This window comes from Peptococcus niger (assembly GCF_900101835.1).
Lineage (GTDB): Bacteria > Bacillota > Peptococcia > Peptococcales > Peptococcaceae > Peptococcus > Peptococcus niger.
Genome location: NZ_FNAF01000005.1, coordinates 64,657 through 87,524, shown reverse-complemented (window position 1 = coordinate 87,524; position 22,868 = coordinate 64,657). Strand labels below are relative to the sequence as shown.

At 47.8% G+C, this 22,868-nt stretch carries 20 protein-coding genes and 1 riboswitch; of the genes, 5 read left to right on the top strand and 15 right to left on the bottom strand.

Translation table 11 applies throughout. From position 1 onward, the window contains the following. Window positions 1–38 precede the first annotated feature (38 nt). The 4 genes from BLQ16_RS09645 to BLQ16_RS05500 all read right to left on the bottom strand — a co-directional run bounded on the left by BLQ16_RS09645 (window position 39) and on the right by BLQ16_RS05500 (window position 3,737). Window positions 39–209 carry an LDCC motif putative metal-binding protein gene (locus BLQ16_RS09645; RefSeq protein ID WP_159427999.1) on the bottom strand — a complete coding sequence of 57 codons (171 nt, stop codon included), beginning with the start codon at window positions 207–209 and terminating at the stop codon, window positions 39–41. A 125-nt stretch (window positions 210–334) separates the two neighbouring features. Then, window positions 335–1,648, bottom strand: coding sequence for a DUF2254 family protein (locus BLQ16_RS05510; protein WP_091791751.1), 1,314 nt, complete (start codon window positions 1,646–1,648; stop codon window positions 335–337). Between the two features lie 382 nt (window positions 1,649–2,030). After that, window positions 2,031–2,819 (bottom strand): NAD(+) synthase, encoded by a 789-nt coding sequence (gene nadE / locus BLQ16_RS05505; RefSeq protein ID WP_091791750.1) that lies wholly within the window; start codon window positions 2,817–2,819, stop codon window positions 2,031–2,033. Between the two features lie 9 nt (window positions 2,820–2,828). Continuing rightward, window positions 2,829–3,737, bottom strand: coding sequence for a LysR family transcriptional regulator (locus tag BLQ16_RS05500; protein WP_091791749.1), 909 nt, complete (start codon window positions 3,735–3,737; stop codon window positions 2,829–2,831). A gap of 213 nt (window positions 3,738–3,950) precedes the next feature. Between BLQ16_RS05500 and BLQ16_RS05495 the strand changes: the two genes are divergently transcribed. Continuing rightward, a complete protein-coding gene (locus tag BLQ16_RS05495; RefSeq protein ID WP_091791748.1) occupies window positions 3,951–5,342 on the top strand; it encodes an SLC13 family permease in 1,392 nt (463 codons plus the stop codon). A gap of 115 nt (window positions 5,343–5,457) precedes the next feature. Here the strand turns inward: BLQ16_RS05495 and BLQ16_RS09640 are convergent, their stop codons facing one another. The 11 genes from BLQ16_RS09640 to pta all read right to left on the bottom strand — a co-directional run bounded on the left by BLQ16_RS09640 (window position 5,458) and on the right by pta (window position 17,526). Further along, window positions 5,458–5,625 (bottom strand): hypothetical protein, encoded by a 168-nt coding sequence (locus BLQ16_RS09640; RefSeq protein ID WP_159427998.1) that lies wholly within the window; start codon window positions 5,623–5,625, stop codon window positions 5,458–5,460. A gap of 491 nt (window positions 5,626–6,116) precedes the next feature. Next, window positions 6,117–7,076 carry a diaminopimelate dehydrogenase gene (locus tag BLQ16_RS05490; RefSeq protein WP_091791747.1) on the bottom strand — a complete coding sequence of 320 codons (960 nt, stop codon included), beginning with the start codon at window positions 7,074–7,076 and terminating at the stop codon, window positions 6,117–6,119. A 27-nt stretch (window positions 7,077–7,103) separates the two neighbouring features. After that, window positions 7,104–7,853 carry a 4-hydroxy-tetrahydrodipicolinate reductase gene (gene dapB, locus BLQ16_RS05485; protein ID WP_091791746.1) on the bottom strand — a complete coding sequence of 250 codons (750 nt, stop codon included), beginning with the start codon at window positions 7,851–7,853 and terminating at the stop codon, window positions 7,104–7,106. 2 nt (window positions 7,854–7,855) lie between these two features. Continuing rightward, window positions 7,856–8,743 (bottom strand): 4-hydroxy-tetrahydrodipicolinate synthase, encoded by an 888-nt coding sequence (dapA, locus tag BLQ16_RS05480; RefSeq protein ID WP_091791745.1) that lies wholly within the window; start codon window positions 8,741–8,743, stop codon window positions 7,856–7,858. A 42-nt stretch (window positions 8,744–8,785) separates the two neighbouring features. Then, window positions 8,786–10,087 (bottom strand): diaminopimelate decarboxylase, encoded by a 1,302-nt coding sequence (gene lysA / locus BLQ16_RS05475; RefSeq protein ID WP_159427997.1) that lies wholly within the window; start codon window positions 10,085–10,087, stop codon window positions 8,786–8,788. 93 nt (window positions 10,088–10,180) lie between these two features. Further along, window positions 10,181–10,327: riboswitch (Lysine riboswitch) on the bottom strand. A gap of 209 nt (window positions 10,328–10,536) precedes the next feature. Further along, complete coding sequence (gene glpX, locus BLQ16_RS05470) at window positions 10,537–11,478, bottom strand: class II fructose-bisphosphatase (RefSeq protein ID WP_091791743.1); 942 nt, start codon at window positions 11,476–11,478, stop codon at window positions 10,537–10,539. 12 nt (window positions 11,479–11,490) lie between these two features. Next, complete coding sequence (locus BLQ16_RS05465) at window positions 11,491–12,345, bottom strand: class II fructose-1,6-bisphosphate aldolase (protein WP_091791742.1); 855 nt, start codon at window positions 12,343–12,345, stop codon at window positions 11,491–11,493. Window positions 12,346–12,356: 11 nt separating this feature from the next. Then, the gene (gene argS / locus BLQ16_RS05460) at window positions 12,357–14,033 is read right to left on the bottom strand and encodes an arginine--tRNA ligase (RefSeq protein ID WP_091791741.1); all 1,677 of its coding nucleotides are present in this window, start codon (window positions 14,031–14,033) and stop codon (window positions 12,357–12,359) included. Window positions 14,034–14,048: 15 nt separating this feature from the next. After that, window positions 14,049–15,539 (bottom strand): Mur ligase family protein, encoded by a 1,491-nt coding sequence (locus tag BLQ16_RS05455; protein ID WP_159427996.1) that lies wholly within the window; start codon window positions 15,537–15,539, stop codon window positions 14,049–14,051. Window positions 15,540–15,541: 2 nt separating this feature from the next. Further along, window positions 15,542–16,444 carry a 50S ribosomal protein L11 methyltransferase gene (locus BLQ16_RS05450; protein WP_091791739.1) on the bottom strand — a complete coding sequence of 301 codons (903 nt, stop codon included), beginning with the start codon at window positions 16,442–16,444 and terminating at the stop codon, window positions 15,542–15,544. Window positions 16,445–16,551: 107 nt separating this feature from the next. Then, the gene (gene pta / locus BLQ16_RS05445; RefSeq protein ID WP_091791738.1) at window positions 16,552–17,526 is read right to left on the bottom strand and encodes a phosphate acetyltransferase; all 975 of its coding nucleotides are present in this window, start codon (window positions 17,524–17,526) and stop codon (window positions 16,552–16,554) included. A gap of 294 nt (window positions 17,527–17,820) precedes the next feature. Between pta and BLQ16_RS05440 the strand changes: the two genes are divergently transcribed. From BLQ16_RS05440 to BLQ16_RS05425, 4 genes are all read left to right on the top strand, one after another. Then, a complete protein-coding gene (locus BLQ16_RS05440) occupies window positions 17,821–18,471 on the top strand; it encodes a response regulator transcription factor (RefSeq protein WP_091791737.1) in 651 nt (216 codons plus the stop codon). A 1-nt stretch (window position 18,472) separates the two neighbouring features. Further along, on the top strand, window positions 18,473–19,333 hold the full coding sequence (locus tag BLQ16_RS05435) for a sensor histidine kinase (RefSeq protein WP_091791736.1): 861 nt from the start codon (window positions 18,473–18,475) through the stop codon (window positions 19,331–19,333). A gap of 52 nt (window positions 19,334–19,385) precedes the next feature. Next, window positions 19,386–20,066 (top strand): ABC transporter ATP-binding protein, encoded by a 681-nt coding sequence (locus BLQ16_RS05430; RefSeq protein WP_091791735.1) that lies wholly within the window; start codon window positions 19,386–19,388, stop codon window positions 20,064–20,066. Between the two features lie 79 nt (window positions 20,067–20,145). After that, window positions 20,146–22,491, top strand: a complete 2,346-nt coding sequence (locus BLQ16_RS05425; protein WP_200781887.1) for an ABC transporter permease — start codon at window positions 20,146–20,148, stop codon at window positions 22,489–22,491. Window positions 22,492–22,868 lie beyond the last annotated feature (377 nt).

The window sequence follows — 22,868 nt, the reverse complement described above, 5'->3', positions numbered from 1 at the left end:
TCTTAGTGCCCAAGAAAGGGGAGGCAGTTCAGATTTTTTCAGTGATTTTCCTTTTTGTTTAGGGAGCAGCAGTCCAAAGGTGCGTCTCCAAAGGCTTTTTTATTTTCGCCGGCCAATTTATTTAAAAAGTATTTCCCTTTGTTCTTAACCATTTTGGTAAATTTCATTGCTTCGCCTTCTCGACGAATTCGCTGTGCAATTCCTTCCATTTGATGTCTACCTATTTAAAACCGATTTCCATCATCGGCGAAAAAGCGAAATCCTTTCGCGCCCTAATCTTTATCGCCGCAGCTCATTCGGCTTCAGTCGGACCCGAACTCGTCAGCTCACGGCCTTAAGCCAAGTGGCGTTCCTCTTTTAAACTTACCCGCTCTTCCATATTTTTTCGAATTTTTTCGAATCGCACCAAATGCACGTCATGATTAAAATTGGCCATAAGCAAATCATAAGCAGAATCGAAGTAATTCTTTACGCCGGCCTTGGCACTCGCCCCGGCCATCATGTAAATCAAATAGAGGCCCTGCAAAATCGAACGCGTCACCAAAGGATCGCCGCCGGAATAGGTGATGATCTGGCTAAAGGCCAGGTACAGTTCATCTTCCACAGAGTAGCTTTGGTAAAGAACCTTGGTATCCCCGTCCTCTTTCAAGACGATAAATTGATTGGCCGTAGAGAGAAGTTTTCCCAAAAGAGACGAAATTTTATTCACACACATGACCGCCGTATTCGGATCGTTGATTCCCGGGCTCAGAGCCATGGCGGCAATTTCCGTGAGATTTACCAGGCCGTGATGGTAGTCATCCTGAATGTTTTTAAACACATTAATCACCATCGCCCCGCCGAGGGCATCAATCAGCTCTTCAATTTCTTCTTTGCTAAGATTTTTTCCCCCGAAAAGCTTCAATGCACCCAAGGATTCCCCTTCTGTGGTGTATTCCCCAATCCGTTTTTTAATGGTGAACTCGGCCTTGATTCCGTCCAGGGCCTTTAAAATTGCATCGGCCTGAATATTGAAAAGATACCCCGTCGTCGTAGCCAATACGGGAAATTCCTTTGCGTCCTTGTCGTCTTCGTAACGCTTCGCCTTTTCCCGAAGGGCCACCTCCTCATCGATAAGGGCCTCGCAATCGGTATAGACCCCTTCGATAATATTTGATATTTTAATATTCTCAAGCACTTGTTTAGCGAAGACGACAAAGCCGATCATGGCCACAATGGCATAGGCGATGGCAAAACTCCCCGCCATCACATGGTCATCGGCCCTTACATTTTGGAGCAAGAGAATGCTGATAACCGAATAGAAAAAGCCGCTGATAAAAATGCCGAAGAGGCCCAAGACATCCGTACGGTCGATAAAAGTTTGGAGCATGCGCGGCGACACGCTGCTGCTGTATTTGTTCAGCACCGTCACGATGGTCGTAAAAGAAAAAATACTGATGGTCAAAAAGACCCCGGAAATATTTGACAGAAAATCCATGGACACGTCCACGGACAAGAGCAATTGATTCGGCACATGATCCTTCAGCTCGGGGAATTGGTTGTCGAAAATCCACGTCAAGAGAAGAAGGGAAATCGTCAGAAGAACGAACTTCGACATCTTTAATAAATTCTTTTCGTTAATAAGCCATAATTTAATTCTAGCTACCATGGTCGTCCTTTCTCTACAGAGCGCGCGTATACAGTAAATAGTTTACCATGTTTGTCCGACGCATGGGAAAATACTAGAGAAATAAATCTCATTATTGTAAGTGAACGAACTCCGGCAAAAAAGAAGCGATCCGCACAAGGCGAATCGCTTCTTTTTTATTTGTCATAGACAAAGAATTTGTTGGTAACCTCTTGCCATTTTCCGTCTACTTTGTTGCTACTCCGAATATAATCATGGCCATTGGTGGCTTCCATGATGGGGTAGTAAGCCCAGTGGTCTTTATTTAGGTCTATAAAGGATAGGAGCTTGTCTAAGTTCCTATCTACAAAGTCTTGGTCAGCTTTTCTAAGGGGAACATATCAGCCTTCCTAGCATTTTTGCCTTATTTTTCAAAGCGATAAACGCCTGCCATATCTTCGGCTGCAATCGGCAGCCGGCTGTCAAACATATCAATCGGTTTGAATTTAAAACGGCTGGTCCGGTGCAAGCGGTCTATTGTCGCCTGTACGGCCGGGTCATCGCAGCGGCCGGTGCGGATGTAGCGGTTCAGCACGGCGTAGCTGAAGCCGAGAATGTCTTCATCGGTCTTGCCGGTCAGGCCGTCAGCCGGCGGTTTCTCTACAAAACGATCGCTCAAGCCCAAGTGGCGTCCCAGCTGGATGACTTCATCTGTGGTCAGGGTTGCCAAAGGCGAAAAAGCGCCGGTGGTATCGCCGTATATGGTGGCGTAGCCGACCCAGTCCTCGGATAAGTTGGAGGTGTTCCAGACGGCGCCATCCAGGCTTTGGGCGATGGCGTACAAGACGGTCATCCGGACCCTGGGGGGGAGGTTGAGTTGGCTTTGCCGGCTTAAGGGGCCAACAACGGTTGTAACGGCTGCGGTCAAAGCATCTGCCGCCGGGCCGATGTTGACCTCATGGCTGACAATCCCCAAGTCCTTACAGAGCGCCCGGGCCACATCAATATCCGCCTGGTCACCGCGCGGCATCATGACGCCGATAACATTATCCCGGCCGCAAACGCGGACGGCCAAGGCCGCCACAACGGACGAGTCTTTACCGCCGGATATGCCGATGACGGCCCGCTTGGCGCCCATGGCGGCCATGCGGTCACCGCACCACCCTTCCAGACGGGTGCATAAGTTTTTCAGGGCATCTTCTTCTAGCTGCATAAGACCCTCCTAGAGATAATTTTGCAAGGTTGCGCTGAAGCTTTCCATCAACCGTTTTTCATTTGCGCCGGCCCGCTTATTGTAGACCATGTACAATTGGAAGGTAATGTCTTTTAAATTAAGCGGAATGTGGACACAGTCGGCAAAGACGCTGCGCCGAATGTAGGGCGGGAATGAATAAATCAGCGTATTCCCTTCATTTAATAGTTCCCGGCACATATTGTAATTATTGGTGGACAGCAAGATGTGCAAGTCAACGACATTTTGCAAGGCGTGCTCTCCCTCAGGGCCACCGGTTTCGTAAATAATAAAGGGATAGTCAGCAATGGAGGCCAAGCTGAGATTGTGCTGGTGGGCCAGGGGGTGACGCGGGCTCATGGCAATGTAAATGGGGTAGGACTTTAACAATTGCAATTCTACATTTTGTGGAACATTATCTACAAAGTATTTCAGGGAATTGGCGATTAAGACGAAGCCCACATCGCCCGGATTTTGGGCCACTTCAGCCACAATGTCATCCTGGTAGCGCTCCTGCAAGTAGACTTGGACCTTGGGGTGGGTGTGCATGTAGTCCACATAAACCAAGGGCATTAAAGAAATCGACACCATGGGCGACAGGTGGATGTTCAGTTTACCGTATAAGGTATCCAGATGGTTTAATTCCGAGGCATTGATTTGATCCAGCATTTGGTCATAACGCGCGACAATCGCTTGAGCGGCATTGTACACCATTAAACCTTGTTTGGTGAGGGTGACCCCTCTTTTGGTCCGATTTAGAACTGTAAAGCCGAGTTCTTCTTCTAAGTTGCGCAAAGACTGGTTCAGGCTTTGCTGAGAAATAAATATTTTTTTGCTGGCCGCATTGATAGAGCCGGCCCGGCAGACCTCAATTAAAAACTCCAATTGCTCGATCTTCAATCTAATTCACCTTCCTAAAACAAAAGCATCGCGATTCTATTATAGAATACTTTTGACAGGCTGGCAAATGCTATTCCCCAGTTTGAGAAAGACCAATTTTCTTGACCAACAGCGGAAAATAGCCCCTCTGGCAAATTGACAAATCAATGCTTGCCCCCTACCATAGAGTGTGATTGCCATAATAAATTTTTTTATTTTTAAGGAGGGATTTTTATGTCGATTGAAGCGACAGACCGCCGGCAGTACCTGCTGCGGTCCATCACCTGTTTCGGCTTGCCGCTATGCCTACTGCTGGTACCGACGAGCGAGGCCTTCACCCCGTCTATCCGCCTCTTTCTCGTCATTACCGTGATGGGGGTCTTGTGCTGGGCGCTGGGGACGGTTCCCCAAGGCGTTCCTGCCATCCTAATGCCCATTGCCTACCTGCTGTTCGGCTTGGCGCCGGCGCCGGTGATTTTTGGCGTTTGGTCAGAGCCCATTCCCTGGATGATGCTGGGTGGCCTAATCCTGGCCAATGTGCTTGTGTCCACGGGGCTTTTGGAGCGGGTGGCTTACCGGTCGATTACCTTAACCGGCGGAAGCTACACGGGCCTTTTGATGGGCTTGGTGATCACGGGGATCATCGGGAACATTCTGGCCCCCGGGAAGATCGCCATCCCCATGGCGGCGCTGACTTTTGGGATTTGCAAGGCGCTCGACCTGGGCAAGAGCCGGGCTTCTGCCGGTATTATGCTGGGTGGGGCCATGGGAGCTTTGCTGCCACAGCAATTTATCTACAACCCGGTCAACCTATCCTTAACCGTTGGCGTGGGGGAAAGCGTTACCGGCCCGCTGAACGTCACCTGGTTTGACTATCTTTGGTACAATTTGCCATCCGTCCTCTATGTTTTTCTGGCCGTCTACTTGGTCGGCCGGTATGCGAAGCCTGATGACTTAAATGCCAGCAAGGAGCTGTTTGAAGAAAAATACCGGGCCCTGGGCCCTTGGCGCCTGCCTGAGAAAAAAGCGCTGGCCGTTTGCCTGGGCTTGTTTGCCGTTTTGGTCATCGGCAGCTTTTTGGGCTGGCCAATCATGTGGGCCTTTGCCATCTTCCCCTGCCTTTTCTTTTTGCCGGGCATCAACATCGGCAAGAAGGAGGACATCAGTCGGTTGGACTTTACCTTTGTCCTCTTCATCACCGCCTGCCTTGGCATTGGTGCCACAGCCGGCGAGTTGGGCATTGGGAAACTGTTTGCCCAAAACGTAACACCGCTCCTGTCCGGCCATTCTATTTTTATTACCTTCGCCCTCATTTGGGTCTGCATTGTATTGGCCAACTTTTTGTTAACGCCCCTGGCCATCATCAGCGTCTTAAGCGTGCCCTTGGCCGAACTGGCGCTGGCCTTGGGCATCAACCCGCTGTGCGTTTACTTCTTCATTTGCAACGCCTACGATGTGGTCTTCCTGCCCTATGAATACGCCTTGTACCTGATTTTCTTCTCTTTTGCGCTGATTCCCTTAAAAGATTTTATCAAAATCATGAGCATCAAGGCCGCCGTAAGCCTGGGCTTTTTAATGCTCATTCAAATTCCATTTTGGATGGTAACCGGTTTAATGGCCGGCTGATCTTAGCAAAACAGCGTTCGGACCCGTTTTTACAGGGCCGAACGCTGTTTTTATATTTTTATGTTTGAGTATAACAAAAAGGCCCGGCATAGCGCCGAGCCTTTTGTTATGAATATTAGTGGAACATACCTAATGCAACTGCGTCCGTTTGAACCGGTTGTGCATTGGTGTCAGCAGGGCCTTCAGAAGCTACCAGAGGAGCGGCGAAGACAATACCTAGAATTGCGAGCACCGGAAGTAATACTTTCAAGGTGTTTTTACGGATAGATGATGCTTTTTGCATAGTATAGCCTCCTTTTTATATCTTATAAAAAACAATAAATGCGGTTATGCTCTTGGCAGTCAAGAGTTTTCCCTCCGAGGACAGAGTTAGTATTCTTATCTGTATCCCCTGTCTTCAATACAATCATAGCATGCTTGAGATTCTTTTGCAAGGGATGGGCCTGAAATATCCCTAATAAACTCTTTATATTACTAAAAAATGGATTTTATCTATTGAATGCATACATACTTATTTATAATTTGACTCTTTTTTGTTTCTTTTTGCTGACAAGTTCACCTGTTTTTTATGCTTTCTCTTTTTGCAACCATCCCGGGTCTTGCAAATTTGCCATTTATAGTACGTATATAGAGGACTATTTTGTTAAATATGTCCTCCGCGCGATTACTAAATTAGTTTTTTTAAAAAAATCCCCTTGACGGGGACTCGTCAAGGGGATTTTTAAAAGTTATATATTTAACTGTCCGCCATGCACTTTTTATCCATTTAAATAATCACAGCCAGTTTTTTCGCAATTCTTCTGCGCTAAGCCCTGTCAAATAACTGATGGGCAGGTCAAAAATGGTCATGCAGCCTCGTTTTCCTTCTTGGTAAGCCCGGTATAGACCCCGGGCACAAGCCACATTAACTGAGGCGGTAAATTCAGGATTAGAGGCCAGGGTCAAGGAAAAATTCATCACCTGGGGGGTGTCCGGCGAGGTATAGCCATGGCGGATCACCTGTCCCCCGTGGGGCATGGCCGTATGCTTGGCCTTGAATTCGGCTTCATCGATAAAATTCACCTGAGTATCGTACTCATCGAAATAATTGGGCATGCTGACGATGGCTTGGCGGATGGCCTCTCGGTCTGCATCGGCAGCGGCGACCACGTAGCACTCGCGTAGGTGTTTGTCGCGGGGCGTCAGGCCGGCACCTTCGCCGCGCTCCACCTGAGCGACAGCGCTTTCTTTCGGGATGGTGTATTGAACCGCTTTAACCACACCGGGTATCCGCCGAACAGCATCTGAATGGCCTTGACTGACCCCCTTGCCCCAGAAGGTATCCACGGTGCCGTCCGGCAATACGGCGGCACCCAGGACCCGCATCAGAGAGAAGAGCCCCGGATCCCATCCGGTGGAAATAAGCGCCGCGTGGTCTGTTTCCCGTGCGGCGGCATCAACGGCGGCGAAATGCTCCGGAATCCTTGCATGGGTATCAAAGCTATCGACAATATTGCAATGCCGAACGATGTCCGGAGATTGCTCGATGAGGTCTGTCGCCGAACCGCCGCACAAAATTGCCACATCAATCTCATGATGGGGCAGGTCTGCCAGGGCATAGGCCGGAATCCGACTGTCTAGCGTCGCCGGATCGCGGCGGGTAAACACGCCGACGGCTTCCATATCGCTTTGTTGTAAAAGAGCCGTTTCAACACCACGGCCCAGGTTTCCATAGCCAACGATAGCAATTTTCATAAAAGTCCTTCTCTCTGTAGTTGGTTTTTACTTGTCGTTTAAAAAAAGATCATCCATGTCGTACAAGCCGGGCGCCGCCGATGTGACAAAGCGGGCGGCTGCCAAGGCGCCTTTGGCAAAAATGGCCCGCGACAAGGCGGTGTGCTTGATTTCAATCATTTCGTCCAGTCCGGCCAGGAGCACGGTGTGCTCGCCGACGATGCTGCCGCCGCGAACGGCGTGGACGCCAATTTCATCGGCCGGCCTGGCCCCGACATGCCCATCCCGACCGCCGATAACGGTGGTGTCCGGACGCACGTCCTGAATGGCGGAAACCAGCATTTTAGCGGTTCCGCTGGGGGCATCAACTTTGCGGTGGTGGTGAGCTTCAATAATTTCAATGTCAAAATCCGGCAGGGCTGCCGCTGCTGAGCGCGCTAATAATTTTAGCACATGAACGCCCAAACTGAAATTCCCGCTGTGAAAAACAGGTACTTCTTCTGCCGCCTGGTCCATCAAGGCCAGTTCTTCCGGTGTGTGGCCGGTAGTGGCGATGACCATGGGCAAGTGATGGGCGCGCGCATAAGCAACCAGGGTGGGCAGGGTGGTGTGGAGGGAAAAATCGATCAAGACATCCGCCGCCGGAGCATCCTCAATATTCGCGGAAAGGGGAAATGCGGCGGTCTCACCCGTCGCTTCCGTCCAGCCGAAAACAATTTCCGCATCTTCAGCGGCTTTGGCTTGGGCCGCCACCATTTTCCCCATAGCACCGGTGGCCCCACTTAAAAGTATCCGCATCCTTAGGCCTCCAATGCTTTCAGGCTTTGCAATTCATCCCGCAAGGCCTGCAAGGTTGCATCTGCAGGGGTGGTCATCGGTGCCCGGTAACCGCCTCCCGGCAGGCCGCGCATATGGACCGCTGCCTTGACGGGGATCGGGTTCGGCTCGGAGAATAAAATGTGCACCAATTTCTGGAAGCGGCACTGCAGGGCTAAGGCGTCGGCCAGCTTGCCGGCCTGCCACAAGGCACAAATATCGTGGACTTCTTTAGGGAAAATATTGGCCAGGACGGAAATGACGCCGGCGCCGCCACAAGATAAGACCGGAACGGTCACATCGTCATTGCCGCTGTAAATATCAAAGTCCGGCGGGCAGAGGTTGCGCAGGTCCACGGTGGTGGCCAAGTTGCCGGTGGCATCTTTAATGCCCACAATGTTGTCAAAGGCTGCCAAACGAGCAACCGTTTCCGGTTTCAGGTCCATCCCGGTGCGGCCCGGCACATTATAGAGAATAATGGGGATGTGCACGCTGTGCGCCATGGCAGAGAAGTGTTCATACAGCCCTTTTTGTGATGTTTTATTGTAATAAGGCGTCACATGCAAGAGGGCATCGGCGCCGACCGCTTCCAGGGACCGGCTCAAGGCTTCCCCGTGGACGGTATTGTTGGAACCGGCACCGGCCACAACGGGAATCCGCCCGTTAATGTGCTTGACGGTAAAGGCCACCGTTTCAATCTGCTCTTCATCGGTCAAGGTCGAAGCTTCACCGGTGGTGCCGCAAATAACAATCGCATCGGTCCCATTTTCAAGCTGGAAATCCAAAAGCCGGGCGAGAGCGTCAAAATCCACATCACCATTGTCCTTAAAGGGGGTCACCAAGGCTACACCTGAACCTGTAAATACGTGCATATCTATCTTCCTTTCTGTAAGTCTACTGCATCTATAGTCGCTTTAATCATTTGCCAATAAAGTCATGTCGTTTCGCAAAATATCCTCTAAGGATTCACGTCGGACGACGGCCTGGTGTCGGCTGCCGTCAACAAAGACCACCGCCGGGCGGGGGAGGCGGTTGTAGCCGGAAAACATGCTGAAGGTATAAGCGCCGGTGCCCAAGATGGCGAGGATATCACCTGGTTGAGGCGTCGGCAAGGGCTTATCCTTAATGAGAACGTCACCGCTTTCACAATATTTGCCGGCCACCCGCCAATTTTCATCCGCCGCATCCCGTAACCGGTCGGCGAGAACGGCCGTATAGCCGGCCTGGTAAAGGGCAACCCGCATGTTGTCCCCCATGCCACCGTCGATAAAGGCATAATTGACGCCGTCTTTCAGCCGCTTCACATCGCCCACCCTATAGAGGGTCAGCCCGGCCTCGTTCACCATGCTCCGGCCCGGTTCAAGCCAGACTTCCCTTAAGCTGAGATCCCGCTGCTGGGCTTCATCTGCAATATCCGCGGCCAATTGCCGGAGAAAGGGTGCCAGGGCAAAGGGCGCATCGCCGGTTTCATAAAAGACACCAAAGCCGCCGCCCAAGTCTAAGATATCCAGGGACAGCCCTTCCGCCTTTAAAGCCGCCATCAGGTCCAGCATCAGGTGGGCCGCCTTTAAAAAGGCATCCGCTGCAAAAATTTGAGACCCGATGTGGCAGTGGACCCCGCGCAAGTTCAGCCGGTCTAAAGCAGCAATCTCGGCCAGGACAGCCGGCGCTTCATCCAAAGCAATGCCGAACTTGCTGTCACTGGTGGCGGTTTTAATGTAAGCGTGCGTATGGGCTTCCACCCCCGGGTTCACCCGGAGCAAGACATCCACAGGGCAAGCTTCTTCAGCTGCAAGGGCGGACAAGCGCCGGGCTTCCGATAAATTATCCAGCACGATAAAGCCAATCTGTGCTTGTAAGGCCATCCGTAATTCCCGGTCCAATTTATTGTTCCCGTGGAAAATAATCCGGTCCGGCGGGAAGTCTACCGCCAAGGCCGTGTACAATTCACCTTCCGAGACCACGTCCAGGCAAAGGCCTTCTTCCTTGGCCAAGGCAATCAAGGCCGTAAAACTCGCCGCTTTGGACGCGTACAGGATTCGGCTAGTAAAGGCATCGCTGTTAAAGCAGTCCACAAAGGTCCGGGCTTGCTTGCGCAGTGCCTGCTCATCATAGACGTACAAGGGGGTGCCGTATTCCTCAGCCAGGTCCGCCGCATAGCAGTCCCCTATTTTTAAACGGCCGCCCTCATCTTTAAAATTTGAAAATCCTTCCATGCACTCATCCTTTCCCAGTCTACTCCTAAAAAAACAAGCACCCATGAGCAAAAGGATTTGCCTCATGGGTGCTGAAAATTTACCTTTTGCCCTTGATGTGAAAGCTCCTCGCAAAAAGATTGGGCAACCTTTTTGCGACAGTCTCATGCCTATTCGACATAAGCCCAGCACCATAGCACTTCGGCGAGCCCGCCTTTCAGGTAAACCCTACTCATCGCACTCGCGCCCTCTCGCACATCTTATATGGGATTGTACATTGACTCTAACAGATTGCTATCTGCCTGTCAAGCTTATTGGCAGGAGAATCTTCTAAACATAAGTCCCCGTCCCTTGCCAAGTTAATCTGTGGGCAGGCCTTTCTCCAACAAGGGCACCGCCAAGCAACCAACCGATTATATGGCCAGAAGAAAAGCCCCGTCTGCAAGAGACGGAGCTGAAGAATGATGACCTTAGCTGACTGGCAACCGGTAGCGGCTGTCCAAAAAGCGCACCGTACCGGTTTTATGGCGTAGGACGACGGTGTTGACGGTGATAAAATCGCCGTCGCGCTTGACGCCTTTTAAGATGCTGCCGGTGGTGACCCCACTGGCCACAAACATGACATCATCGCTGCGCACCAGGTCATTTAAGGTTAAGACCTCATCACAACTGGTGCCCATGGCCTCTGCCCTGGTCACCTGCTCGTCATTTTCAGGGGCTAATTTGCCCTGCATGTCACCACCCATGCATTTTACGGCAGCGGCAGCTAAGACGCCTTCCGGAGCCCCACCGATCCCAAGGACCATATCAATGCCGCTTTCCGGGAAGCAGCAGGACAGGGCCGGGGATACATCGCCGTCGGTAATCAGCTGAACGCGAGCGCCCAGGGCTTTTACGGCCTGTTTAATGTGCTCATGGCGGGGCCGGTCAAGTAAGCAGACGGTCAGCTCGTCCATGGGCTTACCCAGGGCCTGGGCCACATTTTTAAGGTTTTCTTCCACAGATGCTTCAATGTCGATGGCCCCTTTTGCGCCGGGGCCGACGATGATTTTATCCATGTACATATCCGGTGCATGCAAGAGGCCGCCGGCATCGGAAACCGCCATAACAGTGATAGCACCCGGTTGATTTTTAGCCGCCAGGTTGGTGCCTTCCAAGGGATCAACGGCAATGTCCACTTCATCGCCGCCTAGGCCGACTTTTTCACCAATGTAAAGCATGGGGGCTTCGTCCATTTCACCTTCACCAATGACGACGGTACCGGTAATGGCCACCGTTTCAAACATATGGCGCATGGCTTCTACCGCTGCACCGTCAGCGGCCATCTTGTCCAATTTGCCGACCCAGTTGGTACAATTGATCGCAGCCGCTTCCGTGACACGCGAAAATTCAATAACCAGTTCTCTTTCCATCTTAAAGACTCCTTACGCTTTGCCGTTTGAACCGAAAATGCGAATTTTTTCCACCACCCGCGCCTGCATTTTTTCACGCGCCGGGCCTAAAATTTTACGCGGATCGATTTCATTCGGCTTTTCAGCCAATACTTCACGAACGCCGTCTGTAAAGGCTTCGCGGAGGTTGGTATCAATATTAATCTTACGCACACCACGGGCAATGGCTTCTTTAAGAGCCGCATCCGGCACACCGGAAGAACCGTGCAGCACAATGGGAATGCCCACTTTTTCTTTAATGGTGGTCAACCGGTCAAAGTCCAGCTTCGGTTCGCCTTTATACTGGCCATGTGCCGTACCGATGGCAACTGCCAGGGACCGAATCCCGGTCTCTTTAACAAAATAAGCCGCTTCGTCCGGATCGGTAAAACTGGCTTCCCGCTCACTGACAACAACATTGTCTTCGGTGCCGCCGATTTTGCCCAATTCCGCTTCAACAGAAACGTCCAAGGGCCGGGCCACTTGCAAGATTTGGTTGGTCACCCGGATGTTTTCTTCCAGGGGATGCTTTGACCAGTCAATCATAACCGAGGTAAAGCCGCGGCCAATGCACTGAATCACTTGTTCAAAGCTGGTCCCATGGTCCAGGTGCAGGGCCACCGGAACGCTGGCAGCTTCGGCAGCAGTGCGCACCAGGGCCACAATATAATTGAGACCGGCATATTTGATGGCCCCTTGGCTGGCTTGAATGATGACCGGAGATTTTTCCGCTTCCGCTGCACCGATAATTGCCTGTACAATTTCCATGTTGTTGCAGTTAAAGGCGCCGACGGCGTAACCGCCTTCTTCAGCCGCCTGTAACAAGGTATCCACATTCACTAAAGCCATAATGTCCTCCTTTACATTCGTTCCGGGGCGCTAACGCCCAAGAGCAGCAATACATTGCGTAAGGTGATGCGGGCACAGTCTGCTAAAAGCAGGCGGGCCGCTTTGAGTTCAGCATCGTCTGTCAGTACCTTACACCCATTGTAAAAAGTATGGAAAGCATTGGCAAGGTCTTTTGCATAATATGCCAAATGATAGGGTGCCAATTCACGTGCCGCCAAGGCCACTTTTTCCGGCCAGGCAGCAATGGCTTCCAGCAAGGCTTCTTCTGCCGGTTCTTTTAGCAAGGCGGTATCCACCTCTGCCGCCGGGCGCACCGGCTCTCCGGCAGCCGAAAGCAGGGAACAAATCCGCGCATGTGCGTATTGAACATAATAGACCGGGTTATCCGATGATTGCTTCTTGGCCAGGCTCAAGTCGAAATCCAGCGGACTGTCCGGCGACCGCATACTGAAGAAAAAGCGCGCCGCCTCACGGCCGACTTCTTCAATGAGCTCTTCCAAGGTGACAAATTCGCCGGCACGCTTGCTCATCCGCACCAATTCGCCATCCCGATAGAGGCGGACCAGCTGCATGAGGATAACGGTCAACCGGTCCCCCGGATAGCCCAAAGCGGTCAAGGCCCCCTTTAAGCGCGCCACATGACCGTGGTGGTCGGCGCCCCAAATGTTAATTAAATCGTCATAGCCCCGGTCGAATTTATTTTTATGGTAGGCGATGTCTGCCGCAAAATAAGTCGGAATGCCGTTGGCCCGCACCAGCACTTCATCCTTTTCCGCACCATAATCGGTGCAGCGCAGCCATTGGGCGCCGTCTTTTTCGTAAACATAGCCCCGGTCGCGCAAGGCATCGATTGCCGCCATCACATCACCGGATTCGTGCAGGCTTTTTTCGCTGAACCAGTGGTCATAGGACACGCCAAAGGCTTCCAGGCCCTGACGAATGCCCTTGACCTTTTCCTTTAAGGCAAAATCCGTCATTTTAGCCAAGCGCTCATCCCGGTCCATGTTCACATAGACCTCACCGTCCTGGGCCAGCAAGTGCCGGGCGGTTTCAGCAATATCCGCCCCTTGGTAGCCGTCTTCCGGCAGGGGGTAGGCATCGCCTTGGCCCAGGGCTTCAAAGTACCGCGCCTCCACCGAGCGCCCCAAGAGGTTCACCTGGTTACCGGTATCGTTAATGTAATATTCCTTATCCGCCTGGTAGCCAGCCAGGTTCAGAACGCCTGCCAAAACGTCCCCCAAGGCGCCCCCTCTGGCGTTGCCCATATGCAGGAGACCGGTCGGGTTGGCGCTGACGAATTCCACTTGGACGCGCCGCCCGCCGCCCACATCACTTTTACCGTAGTCCCGGTCTTCCGCCTGAACCGCTGCTAAAACCGGCGTCAGATAATCGGCCGTCAAGGTAAAATTAATAAAGCCCGGCCCGGCCAGGTCAACATGGTCGATCGGCGCCGATGTGTCCAGGCGGTCCACCAAGGCTTGGGCAATGGCCCGCGGGTTCATCCGCGCCGGGCGTGCCAGCTGCATGGCAAGGTTACTGGCAAAATCGCCGTGGCTTTTATCGTTTGGCTGTTCCACCACAAATTCCGGCAAGTCGGTGGCCGGCAAGGCGCCGTCTGCCACCGCCGCTTGAAAGGCCTCTTGAATCCGCGCCATCACTGTGGCTCTGGTTTCTGCAATAATATTCATATATTCCTCCGCATTCTAAACTTTACGCGCCAGCAAGGCCGCCTTGGCCACTACTTCATCTCCGGCATAGGGCACCCGTTCACCCTTAATCTTTTGACAGGTTTCATAGCCCTTGCCGAGTAGGAGCACCACGGCGCCTTCCGGGGCCGTCTGAACGGCATGGCGAACAGCTGTGGCCCGGTCTTCAATCTTTTCCACCGGCACCTTCTTTTCAAAGGCCCGGCAAATGCTGTCGTTAATGGCCGCGACCTCCTCCGTTGCCGGATCATCTGCCGTTAAAATAATATGATCAGCCCCCAGGCTGGCCACCCGCCCCATGCCCGGCCGTCGGCTTTCTGCTTTATCGCCCGGCGCCCCAAAAAGCAGCCAGATCGGCGCGTCAGGGAAATCCTGCCGAACCGTTTCCAGCACCCGGCGGAAACTGATTTCATTGTGGGCATAATCCACCACCACGGTAATGCCAGCCTCCTGCAGGTAACTCATGTGCCCGGTCATCTTGATGCCCGCCAGGGCCTTGGCGCAAGTAGTCAGGGGGATGCCGGCCTTGTGGGCCAAGGCAATGGCCGCCAGGGCGTTTTCAACATTGAACCGCCCATGCATGGGCAGGTGAAAGGCCTGGATGCCGCCATCAAAGGCAAGGTTGAAGGTCAAACCCTTTGCATCGGCCCTAAGGTCTTCTGCGATGTAGTCGCCTTCATGCAGGCCAAAGCGAACCACTTGCCGGCAATGGCGGGCAGCCGCCATAATTCGCGGCAATTCATCGCTTTCCTGGTTCACAAAGGCGCGGTCTGCCCGGTCAAAAATAGAGAGCTTGCTGGTAAAATAATCCTCAAATGACGGGTGTTCAATAGGGCCAATGTGGTCCGGTGCAATGTTCAAAAAAACCGCATCATCAAACCGAATGCCCCCAACCCGGTGATATTTCAAGGCTTGACTGGACACCTCAACCACCATGTGCCGCAATCCGGCCTCCCGTGCTCTGGCCAAGTGCCGGTACAGGTCAATATTTTCAGGGGTGGTGAGCTTTGATGCCTCTTCCCGGACGCCGTCAAAATTACAGACCGATGACGTAATCCCGCAAAGGGGGGCCCCGCTTTCCTCGGCAGCCGCATCGAAGATGGCCTTGACCATGGTTACCGTGGTGCTCTTGCCCTTTGTTCCCGTAACGCCCATCATGTGCAAGTCCCGCCAAGGCGCATCAAAAAACCAATTGGCGGTCACCGCCAGCGCCTGCCGAATATCCTTAACCTGCAAAAAGGGAAGGTCCGCCCCGGCCTCAGGGTAAGGCCGATCACTCAAATAAGCGCAGGCCCCCCGGTCAACGGCAGCGGTCAGATAGGCCGGTGAGAAGTGGGCGCCCTTGCATAAAAATAAGGTCCCTTTGGTTACGCGGCGCGAGTCATACTGGATGTCCGACAGCTCCAGCCGGGCGCCATCACCTGTTTGTGCCAGCAAAAGGCCCGCCGCCTGGAGCACTTCTGCCAAGCTCTTCAGTGTTTTTCCCATCGTCATCCTTTCTTGAGTCCCAGGCCGCACCAGTCTTGCCCGGTCAAGGCCCTTGTTTCCACAAATCCGGCAGCCTCTGCCGCTTGACGAATATCAGACAAGCGGTCTTTATGAATCCCGGACAAGAGCAAGTGTCCTCCCGGCGACAGCTTGGCCGATGCCGTCGGCAGCAACCGCAACAGCACATCTGTAACGATGTTCGCAACGAGCACATCCCAGCGACCCGGCACCTGGGCCAGCAAATCGCTGGCTTGGCTCTTAAGCTCCACCGCATTGAGCGCTGCCAAATGCGCCGCTGCAGCAACCGCCTGGTCGTCGTTGTCCACGGCCAGAACCTCTGCCGCACCGTATTTCTTGGCCGTCACCGCCAAAATACCTGAGCCGCAGCCCACATCGCAAACCCGCTTGCCGGCAAGATCCGCCGCATCCAACAACCGTAAGGCCAGCTGCGTCGTTTCATCCGTCCCGGTACCGAAGCCGATGCCCGGATCGGTCAGAACCACAACCGCACACCCGCCTGAAGGCCGGCACCAATGGGGACAAATTTCAAGCCGGTCTGTCACGACTATCGGCCTAAATTGGGCTTGCCAGGCATCGGCCGGCGGCAAGTCATACCCTTCCGTCGTCAAGTCTCCGCTAAAGCCCGCCGCTTGCCAGCGGCGGCAAATATCCGCCAAGCCAGCCCGGTCTTCCGCCGGCCAATAAGCGGTCAAAGTCGGCCGTTCTGCCCACAAGTCCGCCACGGAAAATTCATGGGCATCCCACTCATCACCGCCAACCCGGTCTAAAATATCTCTGGGATCGTACTGTTCAAACCCTTCCGGGAAGGCCTCGCTAAAAAACAACAAGGCCGCCTCCCATTCGGCATCGGTCGGAAGGACGTACTGCACTTTGATGTAAGACACGCCAAGCCCCCCTTGTCCACGACATTTTTATAAGCGGATACACCTTCAGCCGGGATATCCGCTCATAAAAATGTCGAGAAGGAACCCCTTCTCGACAATGCTAAGATTTAGTCCATCAATGCCTGAGCGGCAGTAATAATCGCCACTTGATAGGCATCTTCAGCAGAGCAACCGCGGGACAAATCATTGATCGGGGCAGCCAAGCCTTGCAGGAGGGGGCCATAGGCTTCATAGCCACCCAAGCGTTGGGTAATTTTATAGCCGATGTTGCCGGCATCTAAGCTCGGGAAAATAAAGACATTGGCATGACCTGCCACTTTACTGCCAGGTGCCTTGCTTTGTCCGACCGATTCCACCAAGGCGGCGTCAAATTGCAATTCCCCGTCAATGGGCAGGTCCGGCGCAATCTGCTGGGCAATTTTCGTAGCTTCCGCCACCTTTTCGCTTTCCGGCGATACGGCAGACCCTTTTGACGAAAAGCTCAACAAGGCCACCTTCGGGTCAATGTCAAACACCCGGGCAAATTTTGCACTTTCCACAGCAATTTCGCCCATGGCCTGAGCGTCAACGGTGATGTTGACCGCAATATCGGAATAGAGCATCCGCTCTTCCCCTTTTACGAAAACCATGGCCCCGGCAACACGGGATACACCCGGTTTTGTTTTAACAATCTGCAAGGCCGGGCGAATGGTATCCGCCGTTGAATGGGCAGCCCCGCTGACCATCCCGTCAGCCTTGCCAAGATAAACAAGCATGGTGGCGAAATAGGTTTCATCCTTAAGCATGTCGCGCGCTTTTTCCGGCGGCACCTTGCCCTTGCGGCGTTCAACAAAGGCATCCACCATGGCGTCAAATTCAGGATAAGTGGCAGGATCAATGATCTCCAAATCTGCCAAGCCGATGTTCTTACTCCCGGCAACGCGGCTGATTTCTTCAGGATTACCGATTAAAATCGGTTTTAAAATAGCGTCTGCCGCATGACGCGCAGCTGCTTCAATAATGCGGATATCTGTCCCTTCCGGGTAAACAATTGATAAGTTCTTCCCCCGAATGCGATCCGTTAGCTGCTGCATAATGTCCATGTGTAGGTCACTCCTTATATTTTCTAGGTATTCATCACGTCCTTTAGTATTATACCCCAATTGTCAACTGATATCCACATGCAGATCATGTGGAATCAGTTTCTCTTCTTGAGAAAATAAAATAAAATAAATATTTAAAAGCAAGCAGATCTGTTAAGGGTCTGTTTTTAATATAAGTGATAATGGTGTACTATAAATATGATTACTGCTCTATAGTCTTAATTTGCCTATAGATGCAAGTTATAGAACATAATAATTTAATAGATTTCAAAATTGATACATGAGAGGGTTAAAATGAAGAGTGTTTTGATTATAGAGGATAACAAAGAAATTGCTTTGCAAATGGAAAAGTACTTGGTTAATAATGGTTATGAAGTAGAGCTTGCATCATCTTTTTACGAAGCAAGCTATAAGATGAATGTAGACATGGATGTGGCACTATTAGACATAAATCTACCAGATAAAGATGGTCAACATTTGATAGAAAGATTGAAAGATAAGGACATAAGAGTGATTGTAACAACAGTTAAAAATGACGAAGATTTTATAATTGCTGCCCTAGATCAAGGAGCAGATGATTACTTAACAAAGCCTTTTTCTCTTGCAATATTAAGGGCAAGAATTGATGCAGTTTTAAGGACAATACCTTTAAGTCAAGACAAAATAATTACTTACAAGGATATCAAAATAGATTTAAATGATTCAGAAGTTTATTTTAAAAATAATCAAATAGAGCTAACTCCACTCGAATATGAAATCCTAGTTTTATTTATTAAAAATCCCCACCGAGTTTATACCAGAAGTCAGCTGTTAGAAATGTTTTGGGAAGACAGGGATAAGTTTGTAAATGACAATACTCTTACATCAACTATTAAGAGAATCAGAGAAAAGCTTGATAGGGAAGTTATCACTACTGTCAGAGGAATTGGTTATAGGATGGATTGAGATGGTATATGTATTTTGGATAATAAGTTTGGGACTTCTTTATTATTTTTTAGAATCAAGAAAGAAAAACAGGATAAATGACCTTATAAATCTGATAGAAAATATGAAAAATCAGGACTACAAAATCCCAATGAAACAAGATGATTTTTCAATTTTAGAGGATAAAATTTATAAGCTTTTTTTAGAAATAGTAGAAGCCAAGGAAACCACCAGCAAAAATAGCGAAAAGCAAATAGAATACCTAGAAGACATCGCTCATCAAATCAAAACTCCTATCACATCTATGCTTTTTTCCATAGAGAGTTTGGAGATGGACTTTCCGGATATTGATGATATAGAGATTTTAAAAAGACAACTCTTAAGATTAAACTCTTTATCAGATATTTTACTCAAACTATCAAGCCTGGATGCAAACAAAGATTTAATGAAAGAAGAAGAAATTTGTTTAGATGAATTAGTGGCTTATGCTTTAGATAGTTTAGACTTTAAGAGATCCACTAATGTAGAAGTAGCAGAAAGTTTAAAGGAAAATTGTATTTGTGGAGATTTTTATTGGCTGGCAGAAGCTATAATTAATATTCTTAAAAATGCTGATAATAGACCGACTTGTGATAAAATCGTGGTTTCATCAAACAAAAATCCCCTATATACAAACTTAACCATTGAAGACAATGGCGGAGGAATAGAAAAAGAGAATATGAAAAAAATTTTTAAACGCTTTTATAAAACGCCCGACTCAAATGGTTTTGGAATTGGCCTTGCTATGGCGAAGACAATTGTGGAAAAAAACAACGGAGAAATTTCTGTTTCAAATATTGATGCTGGAGCAAGATTTGAAATAAAATTTTACAATGTCACCTAGAAATCACTTTACTTTTATATGCTTACCTTGACATAAGAAAAAGGAGGCAGTTATGGAAATATTAAAAGTAGAAAACCTAAGAAAAGAATATGGAGAGGGAAACTCCAAGGTAGTGGCCCTAGATGGAGTTGACCTTACAATAGAAAGAGGAGAATTTGTTGCCATTGTCGGACCAAGTGGATCTGGTAAATCAACCCTTCTACATATCATAGGAGGAGTAGATAGTCCGGATGATGGTAAGGTTTATATAGATGGTAACGACATCTCAAAGTATTCTTCAAAAGAATTAGCCTACTTCAGGAGAAGGAAAGTCGGACTAATTTATCAATTTTATAATTTGATACCAAATTTAACAGTTCGTCACAATATAGAACTTCCATTAAAACTTGATAAAAGAAAAATAAATCAAGATGAATTTTCAAATATAGTAAAAAAACTTGGTATAGAAAGTAAACTTGACTCTTTTCCAAGTGAGTTATCAGGAGGCCAGCAGCAAAGAGTTGCCATAGCTAGAAGTCTTATCTATAATCCATCTATAATATTAGCGGATGAACCAACAGGTAATTTGGACAGGAAAAATTCTAAGGAAATTATAGAAATTTTTAAATACTTCAATAGAACCTTAAAACAAACAATTATATTAATCACCCATGACGAAGAAATAGCCCTACAAACAAATCGCATTGTTACAATAGTCGATGGAAAAATTGGGGGAGATAAAAGAAATGAATAAGAAGAATTTTCCTATTTTTATTTCCTTATTTATTGTAAGTCTGTTTTTCACCGTAATTTTTTACTACGGATACACAAATATGACGGCTGACTATGGTTATTACATGGCTTCAAGTTTTTATCATGGGGAGATTAAAGAAGAACTCTCAAATGAAGATGTTGAAAAACTAAAGTCCATTGAAGATATAGATTTGGTCGGAAAAATGTCTCTTAATCCTGACAATGGAAAATTAAATGATGATTTAATAGTCATTAACTATCAAGACAGAAATGTCAATGAAATGCGAGAATTTTCAAGACTTCAAGAAGGGCGATTTGCTGAAAAGGAAAATGAGATAGTTTTATCGGAAAGCCTTGTAAATAAACACAAACTTAAATTAGGCGATAAAGTAACCCTTGATATAGGCAAAAGAAAACTAGATGGAAAAGAGATCGAACCAACAAGTCCAAATACAGACAGAGAAAAATTTGAAAAAGGACGTTCTAACTATTTTACTTTAGTTGGAGTTTATGGAGATGTTTATAACAAATATAGCAGACTAAACTTTGCCTTAGGTCTGCAGGATAAAATGACTTCTTTTAAAACATTTGTAAAGTTTAATTCTTTTGAAGAAGCTTACAAACATAGAGATAAGATTAAAAGTGAAATTAATAATGCACTGGGAAAAGACGTTCACCTAGAATTTTCTGAAAGCCTTATGCGCTATTATGGAGTGGAAAACAATCCGTTACAAAATATAATGAGCCAAGCCGTTAATGTTTTATCGGTACTTGGGTGCATTGCAATCTTTGTGTTTTTTATAAAAAACATCTTTTGGGTTTGGGGCCTTAGGAAGATTAGAGAGCTTTCCATTTACAAGTCTATAGGATCTACCAATGGACAAATTTATCTCTTACTTCTAAAGGAAGGACTTATTACAACTGCAATTCCAATAATTTTAGGACATATTGCAGGATTTTTCTTTATGTATTGTTTGTATAAAAACATAACAAAAGGTGAAGGAGTAAGTGCCTTTGAAGTTATGAAATTTAATCCCTTATTAAGTTTGGCGATACTTTTCGTTTCTTTTACAATTGTGGCACTAGCTATTAAATCCCCTGCGAAAAAGATTTCTAAAATAAATATCATAGACGGCATAAGAGGGAATATAGATTTTTCAAAATCAAAGAAGAAGAGAGCCAAAGATTTTTGGAAGGAATTAAAACTCAACAACTTAGCTTCAATAAAATCACAGAGATATATTTCCGCCATAGGAATAATCATCATTTCGGTGTTTATAATCACTATTGGTATCTCAACATACAACAGAAATTTTTCTCATTACGATGATGGCTATAATTTTTCCGTGGATTATTTTAGTGAAAAGAATCAAGTCCCAAAAATATTAAAAGAAATTGTAGATAAAATTCCTAACGAGAAGTCGTATATTTCAAAAGATAAATATGTTCAAGTGGAAAACACTAACGAATTCTCAAAGGAAGCAAAGGCGGCTGGATTAGACGAGGAAGCTAGAAAGAATAAAAAATATAAGGCAGAGGGTATGGATGGATTTATCATCGCCTTGGAAGAAAAAGACTTAAAAGAACTTGGAGGAAAGAAGGGTGAATTTGTCCTATACAATACAATTCAAGAAGATTCTTCTATTCCAATAGCTAAGGCAAAGAGAATTCCATATTTTGAAAATCCACAGAGTTTTGATATTGTCTTTGAAAATGATTATAAGAAGATGATTAAAATTTCAAAGACAATAACAGATTTGGGAAAATATAAGTCGAGAACAATGCCTTTTGATGTAAAAGTTTATACAGATTTTGACACTTATTTTAAACTTATGGAAGAAGCAGGTGATGAGAAATATACAGAATATGCCTATACTTTAAACATGAAGGTAAAAGATTCGGATACTAAAGATGTAAAAGAATATGTAGAGGCCATGATCAGAGAACAAATTTCACCTGAAGATAGATTTAATATCACAACAGGTGAGGAAATCGCAAAAAATCAATATAAGGACGTAAAAAGTTTCATAAAACTTGTAATAGGAATAGCATCGATCATCTTTGTACTAAATATTACCAATGGTTACTCATCCATTAATTTAAGTCTCATAAACAGAAAAAAAGAAATCGGAAGCCTCTACTCTTGTGGGATGGATGTAGATGAGTTAAAGAGTATTTATCAAAAGGAGTTTATTGGAGAGCAGGTAAAGTCCTTTACAATTTCTATTATGGTGAGCTTAGGTGTTATGTTGGTAATATCATTAGTAGTCCCTGATTTAAGAATGAGTACTTTAATAAAATATTATGACTACAAAAGTTTCCTAGGATTTTCATTAGTCGTCTATGGTATTAACCTAATCATCTATCACTTCTCATTAAAGAGAATTTTAGACAGACCGACTATAGATTTAATTCGAACAATATAATTTCAAAGAAAGAGAAGCATATGAAGAAAAAAATCAGTAAAAATTATTTTTACTTGGACTTGTGGTACTTGTGATTTCCTACCAACTACCAATAGACATCTTTGATAGTTATACAAAGTTAAGACCAACTGGACTCACATCAATGTTTGTCTGCCCAATTATTGGACTGATAGGATTAATATTTGGGGTAAAGGAAAAGGATAAGTTGTTTATAGTATTGAATATACTTTTAATCTTATTACTTCCTATGGCAATGTTTGCTGGTCATCTAATATAAGTAATGTAACTAGAACAAGAAAATAGTAATCTAAACAGCTCTTTTACGGGCTGTTTTTTCTTTGCTCCAGAATGATATAATAAATTATAAGATGAATACT